An 18,286-nucleotide genomic window follows, 5' to 3' on the forward strand; every position below is an offset into this window, starting at 1 on the left:
AGACATAGTCTCACCATGGACGTCGTCTCACGGCAGAATCCGCGCGAAAGCCTGACCGCGCGCAAGCAGAAGGCAACCCGCGCCAGGATCGCCGCCGCGGCGGCTCAGTCCGTCTCCGAAAACGGCCTGGCAGGGGCCACCATCGAGCAGATCGCGCACGCAGCGGAGATCGGCCGCGCGACCTTCTTCCGGTACTTCAGCTCCAAAGAGGACGCAGTCGCCGAAGGGCTGACGACGCATTGGCTGGACTTGATCACCGCCGCGATCGCACAGCAGCCGGCCGAACTGTCGGCCACGGAAGCCGTCGTCGCGGCATTCGAGGATCTGGGCGACGGCTTCGACGCGATCAGCGGCCAGGTCCGCGAGCTCGCGGCGTTGACGCGGTCGTCGCCCGTGCTGTCCGCGTGGACTCTGCAGATCTACCTTCGGTACGAGGCGGCCATCGCGGACCTGGTTGCCCCGCGGCTTGGCGACGCCGTGCCCGACGATCCGCGGCCGCGACTACTCGGCGCGCTGGCAATGGCGTCGATCCGGATCGCACTCGACGACTGGCTGGCCCACGGCGGCCCGCTGCCATCTCGGGTGCGCGCGGCGATATCGTCCGTGCGCGTCTAGTGATCAGCGCTTGAACAGCGCAGAACCGATACGCACCAGCCGGTCCCAACCGGCAGGGCGGGCGACCAACTTGCCGATCAACGGCGTCGAGTCGAAGTATGAAACCCGTTCGGCGATCAGGCCGTTGGTGAACATGAAACGGTCGACGGCGTCCCACGCGATCGGCTTGCCGCCATAGGTTCCACTCAACGTGAACTCGATGAACACCTCGTGCTTGCCGTGGCCGACCCGATGCACGTCGGCGTGTAGATCGGGCACGAGCGCAAACAACCGCTGAAACGATTCCCGGCACGCCTGCTTGCCGCGCAGGGTGCCCATCATCGGCTGGATGAGCACGATGTCATCGCTCCACAGCGCCTCATGCTTGGCCAGGTCGGGTGTGCGCCAGGTGTCGGCGAATCGTGCGGCGAACTCCGTCGCGAACTTCTCGTCGACCGCGTCGATGGTCATGGCACCCGAATCTAGTGACGCGGTGCTTGGCCGAAGACGAAGTTGTCCGGATCTCTGGGGTCGCCGTCCGTTTTTGCCACTCACCGGGTCCAGCTACTCTGGCGTCATGCCTGTTCGCACTGCACTTCGCCCCGGCGTCGTCTCGCCGACACTGCCGGTGCCCCGCTCGATCGCGCCTCCCGAGTACGCGTGGCAGCCGACGGTCAAGGAGGGCAGCGAACCCTGGGTGCAGACGCCCGAGGTGATCGAGAAGATGCGCGTCGCCGGACGTATCGCGGCGGGCGCGCTTGCGGAGGCGGGTAAGGCCGTCGCGCCCGGTGTCACGACCGACGAGCTGGACCGCATCGCCCACGAGTACATGGTCGACCACGGCGCCTACCCCTCGACGCTCGGCTACAAGGGCTACCCGAAGTCCTGCTGCACGTCGCTGAACGAGATCATCTGCCACGGCATCCCGGACTCGACGGTGATCGAGGACGGCGACATCGTCAACATCGACGTCACCGCATATCTCGACGGTGTGCACGGCGACACCAACGCCACGTTCCTGGCGGGTAATGTGTCCGAGGAGCACCGCCTGCTCGTCGAGCGCACCCACGAGGCGACGATGCGCGCGATCAAGGCCGTCAAACCCGGCAGGCAGCTCTCGGTCGTCGGCCGGGTCATCGAGTCGTATGCAAACCGGTTCGGCTACAACGTGGTTCGCGATTTCACCGGGCACGGCATCGGTACCACCTTCCACAACGGGCTCGTGGTGCTGCACTACGACCAGCCTGCGGTCGAGACCGTGTTGGAGCCGGGGATGACGTTCACCATCGAGCCGATGATCAACCTCGGCGCGCTGGACTACGAGATCTGGGACGACGGCTGGACCGTCGCCACGATCGACAAGAAGTGGACCGCGCAGTTCGAGCACACGCTGGTTGTCACCGACGACGGCGCGGAGATCCTGACCCAGTTGTGAGCGGCGCGCTGCTGGTCGCGGGCACCACTTCCGACGCCGGGAAGTCCATGGTCGTGGCGGGACTGTGCCGGCTGTTGGCGCGCAAGGGTATTCGGGTGGCGCCGTTCAAGGCGCAGAACATGTCCAACAATTCGGCGGTCACCGTCGAAGGCGGGGAGATCGGCCGCGCGCAGGCCATGCAGGCCCGCGCCGCAGGACTTGCGCCCAGCGTGCGGTTCAATCCCATCCTGCTCAAGCCGGGCAGCGACCGTACGTCACAGCTGGTGCTACGCGGTCATGTCGTCGACACCGTCAGCGCAGCAGACTACTTCACCCATCGTGACCGCCTCGCCGCGCTCGTGGCCGACGAATTACATTCGCTACGAAGCGAATTCGAAGCGGTCATCTGCGAAGGCGCCGGCTCGCCGGCCGAAATCAACTTGCGGGCAACCGATTTAGCTAACATGGGGCTGGCCCGCGCAGCGGAGCTGCCCGTCATTCTGGTCGGCGACATCGACCGCGGGGGGCTACTGGCGCACCTGCACGGCACGGTCGCCGTTCTCGAGCCCGACGACCAGCGACTCATCTCCGGCTTCGTAGTCAACAAGTTTCGCGGCGACGCCGCGCTGCTCCAGCCCGGACTCGATCAACTGAGACAGCTGACCGGCAGGCCGACATACGGCGTCATTCCGTTTGCCGACGGGCTGTGGCTGGACACCGAAGATTCGCTTTCGGTGCACGGCTCGCTCGGTGTTCCTCAGCCACCGCGAGGGACGGCCTGGCTGCGGGTGGCAGCGATCCGGCTGCCGCGCATCTCCAATTCCACCGACGTCGAGGCGCTGGCCTGCGAGCCCGGCGTGCTGGTGCGGTGGGTGACCGATCCCGCCGACGTCGCCGACGCCGACGTCGTGGTGCTTCCGGGCAGCAAGGCGACCGTCTCCGACCTGGGGTGGCTGCGCGACGGCGGTCTCGCCGACGGCATCGCCGCCCACGCCGCGGCTGGCAAGTCGGTGCTCGGCATCTGCGGCGGCTTCCAGATGTTGTGCAAGCGCATCGACGACCCCGTGGAATCCAAGGCAGGACAGGTCGAGGGTCTTGGCCTGCTCGACGCCGACATCGCCTTCGCGCCGGACAAAACCCTGCGGCACTGGGAAGACCCGCTGCACGGCTACGAGATCCACCACGGCCAACTCGAACGTCACACTGAGGACGACTGGCTCGGTGTCGGGATCCGGCGCGGTCACGTCTACGGCACCCACTGGCATGGGTTGTTCGACAACGACGACGTGCGCCGCCAGTGGCTGGCAGACCTCGGAAAGCGGGGATTCGTCGTCGCCGACGACGTCGACGTCGGCGCGCGCCGCGAAGCTCAGCTCGATCTGATGGCCGATCTGCTGACGGCCCACCTCGACATCGACGCCGTCCTGGCGCTGCTGGAAGGCGCTGCGCCGCAACGCCCGACCATCATCACGACGCTGCAGGGCTGACGACGTCGCCGTGGCCGGCGCTGACTTTCTCGCCTGGTGCCGCGCAGGACGCCCGCGTCACCAGTGAAACCGGCAGCACGGTCCGTCGGCGCAGCCGCCGGGTCGGGTGGTCCAGCCGCGTGAACAGCCGGTCGGCGGCGAAGCGGCCCATCTCGTCACCGTCCTGATGGATGACCGTGACGGCAGGTTTGAGCGCGGCCGCGGTCGGGAAGTCGCCGAAGCCCACCAACCCAATGTCCTTGCGGCGCAACGCTTGCAACGCCGTCACCATCGCGATCGTGACGCGTGCGTTCGAAGAGAACACCGCGCTCGGCGGGTCCGGTGTCGCCAGCATGCGACGCAGCACCGCCGTCAGCGTGGCGGCATCGATCGCACCGACATGCGCCAGATCGCTGCGCTGCGGCAGCCCCGCCTCATCCAGTGCGTTCTGCAGACCCTTCAGCCGCAACAAGCCGGTGAACGTGTCGTCTCCCATGAACGCGATGCTGCGGTGTCCGTGCGAGATCAGGTGCCGCGCCGCGTCATACCCGCCACCGACGTCGTCCTGCAGGACCGTATCCGCCGTCACCCCAACGGGTTCACGGTCGACGAACACCAGCGGTGTGCGTTTTTGCCACGGTCGCAGATACGACATGTCCTTGCCGACCGGGCAGATGATCATGCCAGCCACCTGACGCTTCAGCACGGCTTCAATGGACTGTTGCTCGTGTGACGGTTCCCAGCCGACTGCGGTCACGATGACAGCGACGCCCCTTCTGCTGGCCTCGCGCTCGACCGCGCCGATGATGCTTGCGAAGAACGGGTCGGCCACTCCGGGCACCGCAACGCCGATCGCGGCGTCCCGGCCGCTGCGAAACGTCACCGCAAGCATGTTCGGCACGTACTGCAGTTCGTCGATCGCGCGCTCGACGCGTTCCCTGACGTCCGCGGAGACGTAGCGGTCGTTGTTGACCACGCGCGAGACCGTCTTGGCGCTCACCCCCGCCCGGTCGGCAACGTCGCGCATGGTCGCCATCGAGCATCCTTTCGCGGGTCGGTCAGCGGCCAGTATGTCACCGATGTCATATCGGCGGAGCGAGATTCTCTGACACCGGTGACATAGACCCGTTTGTGGCGTACTGTCCGGCGTGACTCAGGTAACACCGAGGAGAAGACCACGACGACCGTGAAGCCTCAGCTCCTGCCTCCCAACGTGGTGCGGCACTGGTATGCGGGCGGGCCTGCGCTGGCTGCCTGGCGCGGGCTGCCACCAGTCGGTGACCGTTCGCCCGAAGAGTGGATAGGCGCGACGGTGGCCCGCTTCGGCGAGCCAGAACTCGGGCCGGCGCGCCTGGCCGACGGCACGCTGCTGCGCGACGCGGTCAGCGCCGACCCGCTCGGCTGGCTCGGCCGTGACGACGCTGACCCAGGTGACACCGGCGTGCTCGTCAAGCTCTTGGATGCCGGCCAACGCCTGCCGGTACACGTGCATCCCACCCGGGCCTACGCCTCCCAACACCTCGGCTGTGTCTACGGCAAGACCGAGGCGTGGTACGTGCTGGAAGCCGACGAGGACGCCGCGGTGTGGGTCGGCTGGCGCGAGCAGGTCGGTCACGACCGGCTCTCGATGCTGGTGGAAACGCAGGACGCCGAGGCGATGCTGGCGCTCATGAACCGGATTCGGGTGCGACCGGGCGACAGCGTGCTGGTGCCGGGCGGAGCGCCGCACGCCATCGGGGCAGGCATCCTGCTCGTGGAGGCACAGGAACCCACCGATCAGTCAATTCTGTTGGAGCGCACCAACACCGCCGCTTCCGATGACGAAGTCTTTCTCGGCCTCGCCCGCGACGTGGCGCTTTCGGTGGTCGAGACCACCGGCCGCGTCGATGTCGCCGTGCTGACGCGCCACACCGGCGCCGGCGCCGACGGCCTCGTCGACGTGCTGCCCGAGGAGGCGCAGCCCTTCTTCCTGATGAACTTGCTGACGCCCGGTGCCGACGTGCCGTGCGGGTTCGCGGTCGCCGTGGTGGTGTCGGGCGCCGGTGCGCTGAGGGCAACGAACAGCGACCCCGTCGACGTCGAACGCGGCCAGACGCTCGTCGTGCCAGCGGCTTCGGGGGATTGGCACGTCGACGGCGACGCACGGCTACTCGTCTGCAGGCCGGGTACCACCTGGCCGCCGAACACGAAGGAAGACGCAGCATGACCTTGCTGGAGGCGCGCGCCGTCTCGCGGAGTTTCGGTCACGTCCGCGCGCTCGACCGCGCCGACTTCGACATCAACCCCGGCGAGGTCGTCGGACTGATCGGCGACAACGGCGCAGGCAAATCGACGCTCATCAAGGCGTTGTCGGGCAGCCTCGAGTTGGACGAGGGCGAGATCTACTTCGACAGCAAGCCGGTGCGACTGTCCTCTCCGCGGCAGGCGAATGATCTCGGCATCGAGGTGGTCTATCAGGACCTGGCCCTCGCACCGCATCTCGACCCCGTCCAGAACGTCTTCCTGGGCAGGGAGATCTCGCGCAAAGGCGTTCTCGGCAGGCTCGGCTTCATGGACGAAAAGGAGATGCGTCGCCAAGCCGCCGCGTCGTTCAAGGCGCTCGGAGCCACGGTGCGTTCGCTCAATTCGCCGGTCGGTTCGATGTCCGGTGGGCAACGCCAGGGCATCGCGATTGCAAGGGCCATCGCGTGGGCGGACAAGGTCGTCATCCTCGACGAGCCGACCGCCGCGCTCGGTGTCGTCCAGACGAAGAACGTCCTCGAGTCGGTGAAACGGGTGCGCGACAAGGGAATCGCGGTGGTGTTCATCAGCCACTCGATGCCACATGTGCTTCAGGTGTGCGATCGCATCCAGGTGCTGCGGCTGGGCAGGCGTGTCGCCACCTTTCCCGGCCGCACCACGACAGTCGAGACGCTCGTCGGCGCCATGACCGGTGCGCTCGACACGAAGGAAGGCGCGGCGTGAGCGCGGTGGCCGATCAGCAGGCCGTCGTCGCAGACGAGCAGAACGGGTTCGACGGCACCCAGTCGCTGTTGAAACGCGTTGTGGGGCTGCAGGCGTTCTGGATCCTCGGCGTGCTGATCGTCATCTGCGTCTTCTTCACCATCATCGCCGGTGACCGTTTCCTGTCCGCGGGTAACTTCTCGCTCATCTCGCAGAACGTCGCTGTCTGGGCGGTGCTCGGGGTCGGGATGACGTTCGTCATCATCACCTCGGGCATCGACCTTTCAGTCGGTTCCGTGCTGGTGTTCTCCTCCGTGGTCGCAGCCAAGGTGATGGAAGCGATGGGCGGCAGTGGAATTGGTGTCGCGGCGGCCGGGATCGCCGCTGCGATTCTGTCGGGTACGGCATGGGGCGTCGTCAACGGCGTGCTTGTCGCGATGGCCAAGGTGCCCGCGTTGATCGTCACGCTCGGGACGCTGTCGGTTGCGCTCGGCCTCGCGCAGGTCCTCACCGGCGGCATCGACATCCGTTCGGTGCCAAGCGAACTGACCGACTTCAGCGCCTACACAAAGGTGTTGGGCATCCCGGGCCTGCCGTTCGTCGCGCTGGTGGTGATCATCGCCGGCGCGGTGCTGTTACACAAAACGAGATTCGGTCGCTACACGTATGCCATCGGGAGCAACGAGGAGGCCGCGCGCCGGACCGGCATCAAGGTGACGCGCCACCTGGTCGCCGTTTATGCCCTGGCGGGAACTCTCGCCGGACTCGGCGCGCTGCTGTCGCTCGCGCAGTACGGCACCACCACGATCGCCGGTCAGTCGTTGACCAACCTCAATGTCATTGCGGCCGTGGTCATCGGCGGCACCTCGATTTTCGGCGGCTTCGGCACGATCTTCGGCACGGTCGTCGGCCTTTTCATCCCCGCCGTGCTGCAATCCGGTTTCGTGATCATCGGTGTCCAACCGTTCTGGCAGGGCGTTGCGGTGGGGTCGGTGTTGATCGCGGCCGTCTATGTCGACCAGACGCGCCGCGCCGCCGCGATGCGCAGCGCGAAATCGCGAGGGCTCTTCAAACGCAAACGATCCAACTGATCCAAATGAAAGGAAAACCAGTGAACCGCAAGGGCGTAACGTCAGTTGCCGGTGCTCTCGGGGCGGTAGTGCTCACCCTGTCGATGACGAGCTGCACATCCTCCAAGCCGCAATCGGGCGGCTCGGGCGAAACCTCGAACGGCGCGACGGGCACGACTTCTGCGGCCGCAGCCACCACCGTCACCGCGCCTGCGAAGGCCAGCAAGAACTACAAGATCCAACTCCTGCAGGGTGTGGTCGGCGATCAGTTCTACATCACCATGCAATGCGGCGCGCAGGAGGAGGCGGCCAAGCTCGGCGTCACGCTCAACACCCAGGGCCCACAGAAGTTCGATCCGACGCTGCAGAAGCCGATCCTCGACTCCATCGTCGCGGGCAAGCCGGACGCGCTGCTCGTCGCGCCAACCGATGTCCAGGCCATGCAGCAGCCGCTGCAGCAGGCCGCCGCCGCCGGAATCAAAGTCGTACTCGTCGACACCACGACCAAGGACCCGTCCTATGCGGTCTCGTCGATCGCCAGCGACAACGAAGGCGGCGGCAAGGCGGCCTTCGACGCGATCAAGCAACTGCATCCCGAGGGCGGCAAGGTCATGGTCATGAACGTCGATCCCGGTATCTCGACCACCGACGCGCGGGCGAAGGGCTTCGAGGACGCGGTCAAGGCCGACGGCAAATTCACCTACGTCGGCGTGCAGTACAGCCACGACGACCCGGCGACGGCAGCACAACTCATCGGTGCGCAGCTGCAGAAGGACCCCGACCTCATCGGGGTGTTCGCGACGAACATCTTCTCTGCCGAGGGCTCGGCGACCGGCGTCAAGCAGGCAGGCAAGAGCGGTCAGGTGAAGATCGTCGGTTTCGACGCAGGCCCGAACCAGATCCAGGCGCTGCGGGACGGCACCGTGCAGGCGCTCGTCGCGCAGGAGCCCGGAATCATCGGCAAATACGGTGTCGACGAGGCGGTCTCCGCTTTGGACGGCGGCCAGAACACCAAGAAGGTGCAGACCGGCTTCACCATCATCACGCAGCAGAACCTCAACGGTGACGGCGGCGCGGCGGCTTACAAGTCCAGCTGCTGATCCACCCGCAGGCACCGTCCGTCGAAGCGGACACCACGCAGGTCGGCGATCGTGACGGTCACATTCTCGGCGGCCGCTGCGGTGCCGACGCCGACGATGGTTTCGACGCCGGCGGCGCGCGCCGCTGCGATGCCGGCGGGGGCGTCCTCGAACACCGCACAGCGTTCGGGCGGTAGGCCCAGGCGCTCGGCGGCGAGCAGATAGGGATCGGGGAAGGGTTTACCGCGTTCGACGTCTTCGCCCGTGACCAGCACGTGGGCGGGCGCCAGACCGGCCGACGCCATGCGTGCGGTGGCGATGGCCCGACCGCCGGAGGTGACCACGGCCCAGCGCCCCGCCGGAATCGACGCGAGCAGTTCGCGTGCGCCCGGTATCGGTACTACGTCGGCGGCGTTGTCCACCTCCAGCTGAATCAGCTCAGCGGTGGCCGCTTCGACATCGCTTGGGGCGCTTACCAATTCGGCGACGACGTCGCGTATTCGCCTGCCGTGTTCGATATCGCGATGAAAGTCGAAGCCCGGCGCCCAGCGTCGCGCCCACTGGTTCCATGCGACCGCCGCCGCGTTGTGCGAGTCGACGAGGACGCCGTCGCAGTCGAGTAACAGCCCGTCGACTCGCAGCGCGTTCCCGGTCACGAGCAAGCAGGGTATGACATTGGTATGGCTGATTTCACGGGTCGCGGGGTTCTGGTGACGGGCGCGAGCGGTGGGATCGGAGCCGCGACCGTGCGCAGGCTGGTCGATCGGGGTGCGATGGTCTATGCCGGCGGACGCAACGTCGAGCAGCTGACAAAGCTGTGTGACGAGACGGGCGCCCGGCCTCTTCCGTTCGATCTGACTTCGGAAGACGAGATCCGATCCGCGGTCGCGGGCCTCGAACTGTGGGGCGTGGTGAACTGTGGCGGCTTCGGCGGGGAGATCGCGACGCCGCAAGACACCGACATCGCGGTATTCGACAAGGTGATCAGTATCAACGCCAGGGGAAGCCTGTTGGTCATCAAGCACGCGACGCCCGGCATGATCGAGCGCGGTGTTGGCGGGTCGATCGTGAATGTGTCCAGCCAAGCGAGCCTGGTCGCGTTGCCGGGCCACATCTCCTACGGTTCGTCCAAAGCGGCGCTGGACAACATCACCCGCGTGGCCGCACTGGAACTCGGCAGACACAACATTCGGGTCAACAGTGTCAACCCGACGGTGGTCATGACGGACATGTCGGCCTCGTACTGGGGACGGCCGGACGTCGGTCCCCGGTTCCTGGAGCAGATGCCCCTCGGTCGGTGGGCCACCGGAGACGAGGTCGCCGCTCCCATCTGCTTCCTGCTCAGCGACGACGCGTCGATGGTCACCGGGGCCTGCCTGCCGGTCGACGGCGGCTATTCCTGTCGCTAGCGTCGGTAGCCTGATTTCATGATGCGACGAACAGTGCTGGCGCTGCTCGTCACGCTGGCCACCGGCTGCGGACACGTGGTGTCGGGCACGCCGACGTGGCCCGGAGCCACGCTGGAACGAGTGGTGCTGACCGCGGCGGACTTCCCGCCTGGCGTGCAATACGACCGCATCACCAGGTCGCCCGGTCAGTCCGACGGCGCCGGTGGTCCACCCGCCATGCTGTCCGACCCCGAAGGCTGCTCGGACGGGCTGACTCGCGCCATCGCAGACACGGCCGAGCGGGGTCCTGGCGCCGCGGCCGAGTACGTGGCGGCCTACGACGGCGCCCGGATGGTGGTGACGGTGTTGACCTCGCGGTTGGACCTCGACCGGTTGGCCGCGACCGCCGAGCGCTGTTCGCGGTTCCAGACGTTCTTCGACCCGTCGACACCCGGCATCCCGATGACGACCACCCGGCTCAAGACCTCGCGCCCGGACGCGCTCGTGTACGAGCAGACGATGCGGCTGGGCAACCAGAGCAACAGCGCCTATTTCTCGTTCGAGAACGTCGGGCGGATGGCCGTCTTCGGGGTTGTGTTCGCGACACCGAACCCCTCGATCACCGTCAAAGCCACGCTGCCACAGACGTTTCTGGACATCGCGGCAAAGCAGGCCGAGCGTGCCGAAGCCGTCTGATGCACGGGTTGAGACCGGGAAAATCCGCCCGCCAACGCGGTCGGTCACTGTAGCGTGACCGAATGCCTCCCACCATGGTGACCGTCGACGGGATTCCCGTGCCTGTCGACGTCGCAGGCCCCGACAAGGGGTCGGTAGTGGTGGTGCTCGGCGCAGCGCATCACGCACCCTCGGCCTACGAGGCGATATGCCAGCGACTGCACACGGCCTCGCTGCGGACCGTCGTGATCGGCCCCGATCCGCGGCTGACTGCCAAATCCGTGGTCGGCATCCTCGACTCGCTCGATGTGCGCTGGGCGCTGCTGGTCGGCGACCGCATCGGCGGCGAACTGGCGTGGGAGCTGGCCGCCACCCGACTGGACCGGTTCATCGGGCTGGTGGTGATCGACCGCGGCCATCCGCGGGTCGCCGACCTCACCGGCGTGATCCGCGACGAGCACTGCCCGCCCGTCGAGATGAACACGACCGCCCTGGTCAGCACCCCTGCGGCGCGAGCCGTCGCCAAGGCCAGCCAGCGCTACGTGTACGGCGACTTCCGGCTGGTCGATCTGCTCGGCAGGCGCAATGCCCAGGAGTCGACCGCACAGTTGGCCGCCGAGATCGTGATGCGCACCAGCACCTGGTAGCGGGTTACTGCGGCGGTTGATCCGGCGTCCACGCCTGCGGCAGGCCGGGGTTCTGGGGGAACAGGAAGTCGACGAACGCCTGTGCGGTCGGCTGCGGCTCGTGGTTGGCAAGGCCTGGCCGCTCGTTGGCCTCGATGAACACGTAGTCGGCTCCGGTGACGTCGGGAACCAGCAGGTCGATGCCGGTCACGGGGATGCCGATCGCCTCGGCGGCGGTCACCGCGACCGCGCACAATTCCGGGTTCACCTCGGCGGTGACGTCGTGAATGGTGCCGCCCTGATGCAGATTCGCGGTCCGGCGAACACGCAGCCGCACGCCTTCGGGCAGCACATCGGAAAACGACCAACCGGCTTCGGCCACCGTCGCTTCGGTGACCTCGTCGATGGGGATGCGGGATTCGCCGCCGGTGGCCGCCGCCCGGCGCCTACTCTGCGCCTCGATCAGCTCGCGGACCGTGTGATGCCCGGTGCCGATCACTTCCGCCGGGCGCCGCAGCGCGGCTGCCACCACCTTGTGGTCGATCACCACCAGCCGAAGATCGTCGCCGGGTGCCCGCTGCTCGATGAGCACGTCCGGGTGTTGTTCGCGGGCCCTGGCCAGGGCGGCGTCGAGTTCGTCGTGGCCGTCGATGCCGACCGTGATGCCCTTGCCCTGCTCGCCTCGGGTCGGCTTGACCACGACGTCGCCGACCTCTTCGAGGAATGCGTAGTCTTCGTCGTCGAAGGTGGCCAATCGGCCCTTCGGCACGGCGATTCCGGCCTCGGCGACCAGGCGCCGGGTCAGTCGCTTGTCGTCGCACCGGGCCATCGCAACCGCGGAAGTGAACTCCGACAACGACTCTCGCGTGACGACGCTGCGCCCGCCGTGGCTCAGCCGCATCTCGCCGGCCTCGGCGTCGAGCACCTCCACCCAGATACCGCGTCGCATGGCTTCGTCGGCGATGATGCGGGCGTACGGGTTGAGGTCGTCGACGGTCTCCGGTGGGTGAGTGAACAGCGGTTCGTTGATCGCGTTCTTGCGCTTGACCGCCATCACCGGGACACGCGTGAATCCCAGCTTCTCGTACAACGCGATCGCTGCCGCATTGTCATGCGCCACAGACAAATCCATGTATGCCCGGTCGCGGTCACGGTATATCGCCGCGAGAGCGCGGGTCAGGGCGGCGCCGACGCCGGGCAGGCTCGACGTGGGGTCGACGGCCAGTGTCCACAAGCTCGAGCCGTTCTCCGGATCGGAGAACAGTCGCTGATGGTCGACGCCTGTCACGGTGCCGACGATGGTCCCGTCGTCGTCGCGGACGGCGACGAGATAGTCGACGGGATCGCGATGAAGATGGTTGTCCCAGATGACATCGACAGGTGCGGGCACCATCCCGCATTGCAGGTACACGCGGTTCATCGCGTCGGCGTCCTCGATGCCTTGCAGCGTGCGCACCGAGAAACCGGTTGGCGCGCCATCCGGTTCGTCATCGGAGAACCGCAGCCGATAGGTGTGGCTCGGGTCGATGAACAATTCGGCGGGTGCGAGCGCGACGAGGACCTGCGGTTCGCGGGCGTACATGCAGATGTCGCGTCTGCCCTGCCCCTCGTGCCGCAGCACCTCGGCAAGCTTGTGTGGATCGGCGAACGTCTGACCGAAAATCAGCCGCCCCCAACCCAATTCGACGACGACATCGTCGGCCATGGCGTCGACCATGTGCTGCGGCGACGCATCGTGCAGGCCGAGGGTGATCGCCTCGGAATGGTCGGGATCCAGCGCCGTCATGCCGCGGCACCGGCGATGCCGTGGCGCTGCAACCACAGTTCCAGCAGCGCGATCTGCCAAAGCTCGTTGCCCCGCAACGGGGTGAGCCTGCCGTTGGGGTCGGCGAGCAGCCGGTCGACGGCCTCCGGCCGAAACAGGCCACGCTCCTTGGCGGCGGGCGCGTAGAGCGCGTCACGGACGAGGTCCAGATAGGGGCCTTCCAGGTGAGTCAGCGCGGGCACGGGGAAATAACCCTTGGGGCGGTCGATGACATCGGCCGGAATCACCTTGCGCGCAGCCTGTTTCAGCACACCCTTGCCGTCGTGTGCGGTCTTCAAATCGGGCGGGCAGGTGGCGGCCAGCTCGACCAGCTCGTGGTCGAGGAACGGGACCCTGCCCTCCAGGCCCCACGCCATGGTCATGTTGTCGACGCGCTTGACCGGGTCGTCCACCAGCATGACCGTGGTGTCGAGCCGCAGCGCGCGGTCAACACCGGTCGCGGCGCCGGGGTTGGCGAAGTGCTCGGTGACGAATTGCTCGCTGGGATCACCGTCGACCAGATAGGTCGGTGCGACAAGCGCCTGGTAGCCGGCCGGATCGCGGTCGAAGAACGCCTCGCGATACTTGCGAACGGACCCCTCGACCGAGGTGGCGTCGGCCATCGGGGGATACCAGTGGTAGCCGGCGAACACCTCGTCGGCGCCCTGCCCGGACTGCACGACCTTGACGTGTTTGGCGACCTCCTGGCTGAGCAGGTAGAAGGCGACGCAGTCGTGGCTGACCATCGGTTCGCTCATGGCGCCGATCGCGCCGTCGAGCGCAGGCAGCATGCGATCGGTGCCGATGCGGATCTGATGGTGGTCGGTGCCGAAGCGCTCGGCGATGATGTCGGAGTAGCGGAACTCGTCGCCCTTGACGCCGCCAACGGACTCGAAGCCGATCGAGAACGTGGCAAGCCCGTGCTGGCCGGCCTCGGCGAGCAGGCCGACGATCAGGCTCGAGTCGACGCCGCCCGACAGCAGGCACCCCACGGGCACGTCGGCCACCAACCGGCGATCGACGGCCACCCGCAACGCCTCGAGAACCGCGTCCTCCCAATCACGTTCGGACCAATCGGCGCGGTCGTCGCACGGCGTGAAGTCCGGTTCCCAGTAGGTCGTGGTGGTGCAGCGCCCGTCCGGCTCGATGGCGACCAGCGACGCGGGCGGCACCTTCCGCACGCCACGCAAGATCGTGCGGGGCGCGGGGACCACGGAGTGGAAGGTCATGTAGTGGTGCAGGGCTACCGAGTCGATGCGGGTATCGACATCGCCGCCCGCGAGCAGCGCGGGCAGCGACGACGCGAACCGGATGCGCTTGGCATCCTCGCTGAGATACAGCGGCTTGATGCCAAGACGGTCGCGGCCGAGCACCACCCTGCCGCTGTCGCGCTCGACGATCGCGAACGCGAACATGCCGTAGAGGCGGTCGACGAAGCGATCGCCCCAGTGGTGGTAGGCCTTCAGCAATACCTCGGTGTCGCTGTGCGAGAAGAACCGATAGCCCTGCTCGCTCAGTTCGCGCCGCAACTGCTTGTAGTTGTAGATGCAGCCGTTCCAGCAGACCGCCAAGCCCAGGTCGGAATCGACCATCGGCTGCGCGCCCGCTTCGGACAGGTCAATGATTTTCAGGCGTCGGTGGCCGAGCGCCACCCGGCCCTGAGACCACACTCCGGCGGCGTCGGGACCCCGGGGAGCCATCGCCTCGGCCATAGCCGAAACGGCAGCAACATCGGGTGTCCGACCGTCCAGACGCACCTCGCCAGCGGCTCCGCACACTCAGCCGACCCTACCCACTGGCGAGGATTGTCAAACCTCTGCGCCGCGGCTAGGACACGCCCTCGAGCTGTTCGCCCGTCTCGTCGACCTGCTTGATCGGCCCGGTGAACCAGTTCTTCACCGAGGCGTGCCAGTAGATCCACAGCAGGATCAACACGCTGCCGACCAGCAGCGGGGTGTAGTTGACGAATTTCCAATCGAAGCTGCCGCCGAACGGCACGCCGCCGATCGATGTCGGGAAGAGCGCAATCAGCGATGTGATAGCGATCTCAATCAGCGCGACGGGCGCCATCCACTTGTGGTGCCCCCGCAGGTTCCATCGACCGACCTCAAACGAGTCGCCCATCTTCCACCGGTAATAGATCGGCACCGCGAAGCACAGGTACAGCCCGACGACGCCGATGGAGACCACCGCGTAGAACGCGATCGGCGCCGGCGCTCCGTTGATATCCACGTTCTTCAGGGCCGGCAGGGTGATGATCCCGGCGAGCAACGCGGTGACCATGACACCGTTTGCGGGGATCTTGTTCGAGCTCACCTTCGACCAGAGCTGATGACCCGGCACCGCCCGGTCGCGGCTGAACGCGAACAACATCCGCGACGCACTGGTCTGGCAGGCGGTCGTGCAGAAGAACTGGCCCGCGGTCGAGATCAGCAAGACGATGGCGACCCACTTGCTGTCCAGGGCCTGCGCGAAGATGACCTGCACGAGGCCGCCGCCCTTGGTCACCGCGTCCACGTCTTGGACCGCGAACAGGAATGACAGCAGCAGAATCCAGCCACCAATGGCCGAGTAGAAGATCGAACGCCAGATGCCCTTGGCCGCACCGTCGGCGGCGCTCTTGGTCTCCTCGGACAGGTGCGCGGACGCGTCATAGCCCGTGATCGTGTACTGCGTCAGGATCGCCGCGATCGGCAGCACGAAGATCAGCCAGCCAAAGCCCTTCTCGCCGTTGAACATCCCGGTGTTGTTGACGGTGGTGGCGAAGACGTCGCTGAAGCTGGCGTGCCGCTTGGGAATCAGGAACAGGATCAGGATGACGGCCGCGGCGCCTGCCACGTGCCACCACACCGAGATGTTGTTGATGACCGCCAACAGGTGCGACGAGAAGATGTTGATCAGCGCCGAGATCACCAGGATGCCGACGAACATGTAGAACACCCTGGTCAGGCTGTAGCCGGCGGCCCAACTCTCACTGAAGGTGCTCAGCGTCAGGTCCAGGAACGTCGCACAGCCGTACGCGACCGATGCCAGGATGGCGATCAACCCGATCAGGTTCAGCCAGCCGGTGTAAAAGCCGGCCTTCGCCCCGCCGAGTTTGCTTGCCCACCAATAGATTCCACCCGAGGTGGGGTATGCCGACACCAGCTCCGACATGCACAGCCCGATGACGAGGATGAACGCCGAAACCAGTGGCCAGCCCCATGCGATCGCCGCGGGGCCGCCGTTGTTCCAGCCGAGGCCGAATGAGGTGAAGCAGCCCGCCAGGATCGAGATGATCGAGAACGAGATGGCGAAGTTGGAGAAGCCCGACCACGACCGCGACAACTCCTGCACGTAACCGAGCTTGGCGAGATGCTGCTCGTCGTCATTCAAATGCTCATGGCCCTCTGGCACGACGGTTCTCCTTCACCGATGGGGACAGCGCAGTTCCGTAGGAGACAATAGGCCGCTATTGGTCTGGCGTCCTACCTTTGGAGATGACGGCCGCGTAAAACTTCCCCGCAGGTGGCCCGGCGGGGCAGCTAGCTGGTATTTCGGCTGTTTCCGAACTGTCTCCGTCTCGATATTGACGTGGGGATTCACCGTCATTATTGTCCAAGTTGTCTGACAACTTTGGCCAATTGCCGAGGAGGCCGCCATGGCGGATAACAAGCGGGCAGTCGGATCGGTCACCTATCGGGACGCAGAACACGGTTACTTCGAACGGCGCAAGCTGCGCCGTCACGCCGCGTTCTGGTCGCTGTGGGCGCTCGGTGTCGGCGCCGTCATCTCCGGAGATTTCTACGGCTGGAACGTCGGTCTGGACGCCGGCGGGTTCGGCGGCCTGCTCATCGCGGGCGTCATCATCACGGTCATGTACTACGGCCTGTGTTACAGCATCGCCGAGATGTCACCCGCCTTGCCTCACACAGGTGGCGCTTATTCCTTCTCCCGGTCGGCGATGGGACCGTGGGGCGGATTCGTGACCGGCCTTGCCGAGAACATGGAATACGTGATCACACCCGCGGTGGTCGTCAGTGCCATGGGCTTCCTGTCCCACGACATCGTTTTCGAGTTGGCCGGTGCCGACGGGTGGTGGAACAGTCCGGTGCTGTGGGCGGCGGTCTTCTACATCATCTTCGTCGGCATCAACATCATGGGCATCGAGATCACGATGCGGTTCACCGTGGTGATCACGTTGCTGGCGCTCGGCATCCTCGGGTTCTTCTTCCTCGCCGTGCTCTTCTCGGGCAAGTTCGACTTCGGCCTGCTCACCAACATCCCCCCGGACGAGGGCGGAAACAGCTTCCTGCCCAAGGGACTTTGGGGCATCTTCCCGGCCTTGCCGTTCGCGATCTGGTTCTACCTGGCGATCGAGGAACTGCCGCTGGCCGCCGAGGAGTCGCACGATCCGAAGCGCGACATCCCGCGTGCCACGATCTGGGGTCTCAACACGCTGGTGCTGTTCGCCGTGCTGACTTTGTTCCTGAATACCGGTGTCGGGGGTGGCGCAGCGAGCATCGGCACGTCGGCGACCCCGTTGTTCGACGGGTTCAAGGCGGTCTTCGGCGAAGGCACCGGGGCCGCGATTCTCGCCACGATCGGGCTGATCGGGTTGATCGCGAGCTTCTTCACGATCATCTACGCCTACGGGCGCAACACGTATTCGCTTTCGCGCGCAGGCTATTTCCCGCAGGTCCTTTCGATAACACACCCGAAGCGGAATACGCCGTACGTCGCGTTGATCGCGGGAGCGGTTGTCGGGTTCCTGCTCGTGTGGCTGATGTATCTGCTCGGCCAGAGCGAGAATGCCCTCGCCGGAAAGATCGTCGGTGCACTGCTGTACATGGCCGTCTTCGGTGCGGTGATCTCGTACTTCATGCAGTGCACCGCGTTCATCATGCTGCGGCGCAAGCTGCCGAACATCGAACGGCCATACCGCAGTCCGTGGGGCGTCGGGGGTGCGGCCGTCGCCGCTTTCATTGCGCTCGTCGCGTTGGTCTCGTTGTTCTTCAATCCGGACTATCGGCCCGGTGTCGTCGGAACACTGATCTATTTCGTGATCGGTCTGCTGTACTTCGGGATCGTGGGCCGGCACAAGCTGGTGCTCTCACCTGAAGAGGAGTTCGCGCTTTCGCATGGGCAGTACGGCGTGAACCTGGAAAAGGAGGGCTACGGCACGATGTCCGCGACCCAGATCGCGGCCGACGAGACGCCGACCCGCTCGCCGTGAGCTGAGGACAGC

At 66.2% G+C, this 18,286-nt stretch carries 17 protein-coding genes; 11 read left to right on the forward strand and 6 right to left on the reverse strand.

The features are described 5' to 3' along the window. The first annotated feature begins 15 nt into the window (after positions 1-15). Positions 16-615: a TetR family transcriptional regulator gene (locus J3E61_RS21335; RefSeq protein ID WP_210084877.1), complete on the forward strand. Its 600-nt coding sequence runs from the start codon at positions 16-18 to the stop codon at positions 613-615. 3 nt (positions 616-618) lie between these two features. Here the strand turns inward: J3E61_RS21335 and J3E61_RS21340 are convergent, their stop codons facing one another. Further along, positions 619-1,065: a nuclear transport factor 2 family protein gene (locus tag J3E61_RS21340; protein ID WP_210084878.1), complete on the reverse strand. Its 447-nt coding sequence runs from the start codon at positions 1,063-1,065 to the stop codon at positions 619-621. Between the two features lie 106 nt (positions 1,066-1,171). On the opposite strand from J3E61_RS21340, the gene map reads away from it, so the two are divergent. After that, positions 1,172-2,029 (forward strand): type I methionyl aminopeptidase, encoded by an 858-nt coding sequence (gene map, locus J3E61_RS21345; protein WP_192721064.1) that lies wholly within the window; start codon positions 1,172-1,174, stop codon positions 2,027-2,029. Then, on the forward strand, positions 2,026-3,495 hold the full coding sequence (locus J3E61_RS21350; RefSeq protein ID WP_210084879.1) for a cobyric acid synthase: 1,470 nt from the start codon (positions 2,026-2,028) through the stop codon (positions 3,493-3,495). The genes map and J3E61_RS21350 overlap by 4 nt, the downstream gene beginning before the upstream one ends. Here the strand turns inward: J3E61_RS21350 and J3E61_RS21355 are convergent. Continuing rightward, positions 3,476-4,510, reverse strand: a complete 1,035-nt coding sequence (locus tag J3E61_RS21355) for a LacI family DNA-binding transcriptional regulator (protein ID WP_210084880.1) — start codon at positions 4,508-4,510, stop codon at positions 3,476-3,478. The genes J3E61_RS21350 and J3E61_RS21355 overlap by 20 nt on opposite strands. 150 nt (positions 4,511-4,660) lie before the next feature. Between J3E61_RS21355 and J3E61_RS21360 the strand changes: the two genes are divergently transcribed. The 4 genes from J3E61_RS21360 (at position 4,661) to J3E61_RS21375 (ending at position 8,587) form a co-directional block, all read left to right on the forward strand. Further along, the gene (locus J3E61_RS21360; protein WP_210084881.1) at positions 4,661-5,680 is read left to right on the forward strand and encodes a phosphoheptose isomerase; all 1,020 of its coding nucleotides are present in this window, start codon (positions 4,661-4,663) and stop codon (positions 5,678-5,680) included. Further along, positions 5,677-6,438, forward strand: a complete 762-nt coding sequence (locus J3E61_RS21365) for a sugar ABC transporter ATP-binding protein (protein ID WP_210084882.1) — start codon at positions 5,677-5,679, stop codon at positions 6,436-6,438. The genes J3E61_RS21360 and J3E61_RS21365 overlap by 4 nt, the downstream gene beginning before the upstream one ends. Then, positions 6,435-7,508 carry an ABC transporter permease gene (locus J3E61_RS21370; protein WP_210084883.1) on the forward strand — a complete coding sequence of 358 codons (1,074 nt, stop codon included), beginning with the start codon at positions 6,435-6,437 and terminating at the stop codon, positions 7,506-7,508. Before J3E61_RS21365 ends, J3E61_RS21370 begins: the two co-directional genes overlap by 4 nt. Positions 7,509-7,591: 83 nt before the next feature. Then, complete coding sequence (locus J3E61_RS21375) at positions 7,592-8,587, forward strand: substrate-binding domain-containing protein (RefSeq protein ID WP_210085651.1); 996 nt, start codon at positions 7,592-7,594, stop codon at positions 8,585-8,587. Here J3E61_RS21375 and J3E61_RS21380 read toward each other — a convergent pair. Then, a complete protein-coding gene (locus tag J3E61_RS21380) occupies positions 8,569-9,222 on the reverse strand; it encodes an HAD-IA family hydrolase (RefSeq protein WP_210084884.1) in 654 nt (217 codons plus the stop codon). The two genes, J3E61_RS21375 and J3E61_RS21380, sit on opposite strands and share 19 nt — an antisense overlap. Positions 9,223-9,246: 24 nt before the next feature. On the opposite strand from J3E61_RS21380, the gene J3E61_RS21385 reads away from it, so the two are divergent. The 3 genes from J3E61_RS21385 (at position 9,247) to J3E61_RS21395 (ending at position 11,276) form a co-directional block, all read left to right on the forward strand. Continuing rightward, positions 9,247-9,975 (forward strand): SDR family oxidoreductase, encoded by a 729-nt coding sequence (locus tag J3E61_RS21385; RefSeq protein WP_210084885.1) that lies wholly within the window; start codon positions 9,247-9,249, stop codon positions 9,973-9,975. Between the two features lie 18 nt (positions 9,976-9,993). After that, a complete protein-coding gene (locus J3E61_RS21390; protein WP_210084886.1) occupies positions 9,994-10,650 on the forward strand; it encodes a hypothetical protein in 657 nt (218 codons plus the stop codon). Positions 10,651-10,712: 62 nt separating this feature from the next. Then, on the forward strand, positions 10,713-11,276 hold the full coding sequence (locus J3E61_RS21395) for an alpha/beta hydrolase (RefSeq protein WP_192721054.1): 564 nt from the start codon (positions 10,713-10,715) through the stop codon (positions 11,274-11,276). A 4-nt stretch (positions 11,277-11,280) separates the two neighbouring features. On the opposite strand, the gene ngg is transcribed toward J3E61_RS21395, so the two are convergent. Genes ngg through J3E61_RS21410 form a run of 3 tightly spaced genes read right to left on the reverse strand, consistent with a single transcriptional unit; the run spans position 11,281 to position 16,455 of the window. Further along, positions 11,281-13,041 (reverse strand): N-acetylglutaminylglutamine synthetase, encoded by a 1,761-nt coding sequence (gene ngg / locus J3E61_RS21400; protein ID WP_210084887.1) that lies wholly within the window; start codon positions 13,039-13,041, stop codon positions 11,281-11,283. Then, a complete protein-coding gene (locus J3E61_RS21405) occupies positions 13,038-14,837 on the reverse strand; it encodes an N-acetylglutaminylglutamine amidotransferase (RefSeq protein ID WP_210084888.1) in 1,800 nt (599 codons plus the stop codon). Before J3E61_RS21405 ends, ngg begins: the two co-directional genes overlap by 4 nt. A 49-nt stretch (positions 14,838-14,886) precedes the next feature. After that, positions 14,887-16,455, reverse strand: a complete 1,569-nt coding sequence (locus J3E61_RS21410; protein WP_210084889.1) for an amino acid permease — start codon at positions 16,453-16,455, stop codon at positions 14,887-14,889. 244 nt (positions 16,456-16,699) lie between these two features. Between J3E61_RS21410 and J3E61_RS21415 the strand changes: the two genes are divergently transcribed. Then, the gene (locus J3E61_RS21415; protein ID WP_192721050.1) at positions 16,700-18,274 is read left to right on the forward strand and encodes an amino acid permease; all 1,575 of its coding nucleotides are present in this window, start codon (positions 16,700-16,702) and stop codon (positions 18,272-18,274) included. The last annotated feature ends 12 nt before the right edge of the window (positions 18,275-18,286 follow it).

It is taken from the genome of Mycobacterium sp. OAE908, assembly GCF_017872775.1.
Lineage (GTDB): Bacteria > Actinomycetota > Actinomycetes > Mycobacteriales > Mycobacteriaceae > Mycobacterium.

Excerpts from the sequence above, each read along its gene's own strand:
- J3E61_RS21335 (WP_210084877.1), top strand. The coding sequence starts at position 16 with ATGGACGTCGTCTCACGGCAGAATCCGCGCGAAAGCCTGACCGCGCGC.
- J3E61_RS21340 (WP_210084878.1), bottom strand. The coding sequence starts at position 1,065 with ATGACCATCGACGCGGTCGACGAGAAGTTCGCGACGGAGTTCGCCGCA.
- map (WP_192721064.1), top strand. The coding sequence starts at position 1,172 with ATGCCTGTTCGCACTGCACTTCGCCCCGGCGTCGTCTCGCCGACACTG.
- J3E61_RS21355 (WP_210084880.1), bottom strand. The coding sequence starts at position 4,510 with ATGGCGACCATGCGCGACGTTGCCGACCGGGCGGGGGTGAGCGCCAAG.
- J3E61_RS21365 (WP_210084882.1), top strand. The coding sequence starts at position 5,677 with ATGACCTTGCTGGAGGCGCGCGCCGTCTCGCGGAGTTTCGGTCACGTC.
- J3E61_RS21375 (WP_210085651.1), top strand. The coding sequence starts at position 7,592 with ATGACGAGCTGCACATCCTCCAAGCCGCAATCGGGCGGCTCGGGCGAA.
- J3E61_RS21385 (WP_210084885.1), top strand. The coding sequence starts at position 9,247 with ATGGCTGATTTCACGGGTCGCGGGGTTCTGGTGACGGGCGCGAGCGGT.
- J3E61_RS21390 (WP_210084886.1), top strand. The coding sequence starts at position 9,994 with ATGATGCGACGAACAGTGCTGGCGCTGCTCGTCACGCTGGCCACCGGC.
- J3E61_RS21395 (WP_192721054.1), top strand. The coding sequence starts at position 10,713 with ATGCCTCCCACCATGGTGACCGTCGACGGGATTCCCGTGCCTGTCGAC.
- ngg (WP_210084887.1), bottom strand. The coding sequence starts at position 13,041 with ATGACGGCGCTGGATCCCGACCATTCCGAGGCGATCACCCTCGGCCTG.
- J3E61_RS21415 (WP_192721050.1), top strand. The coding sequence starts at position 16,700 with ATGGCGGATAACAAGCGGGCAGTCGGATCGGTCACCTATCGGGACGCA.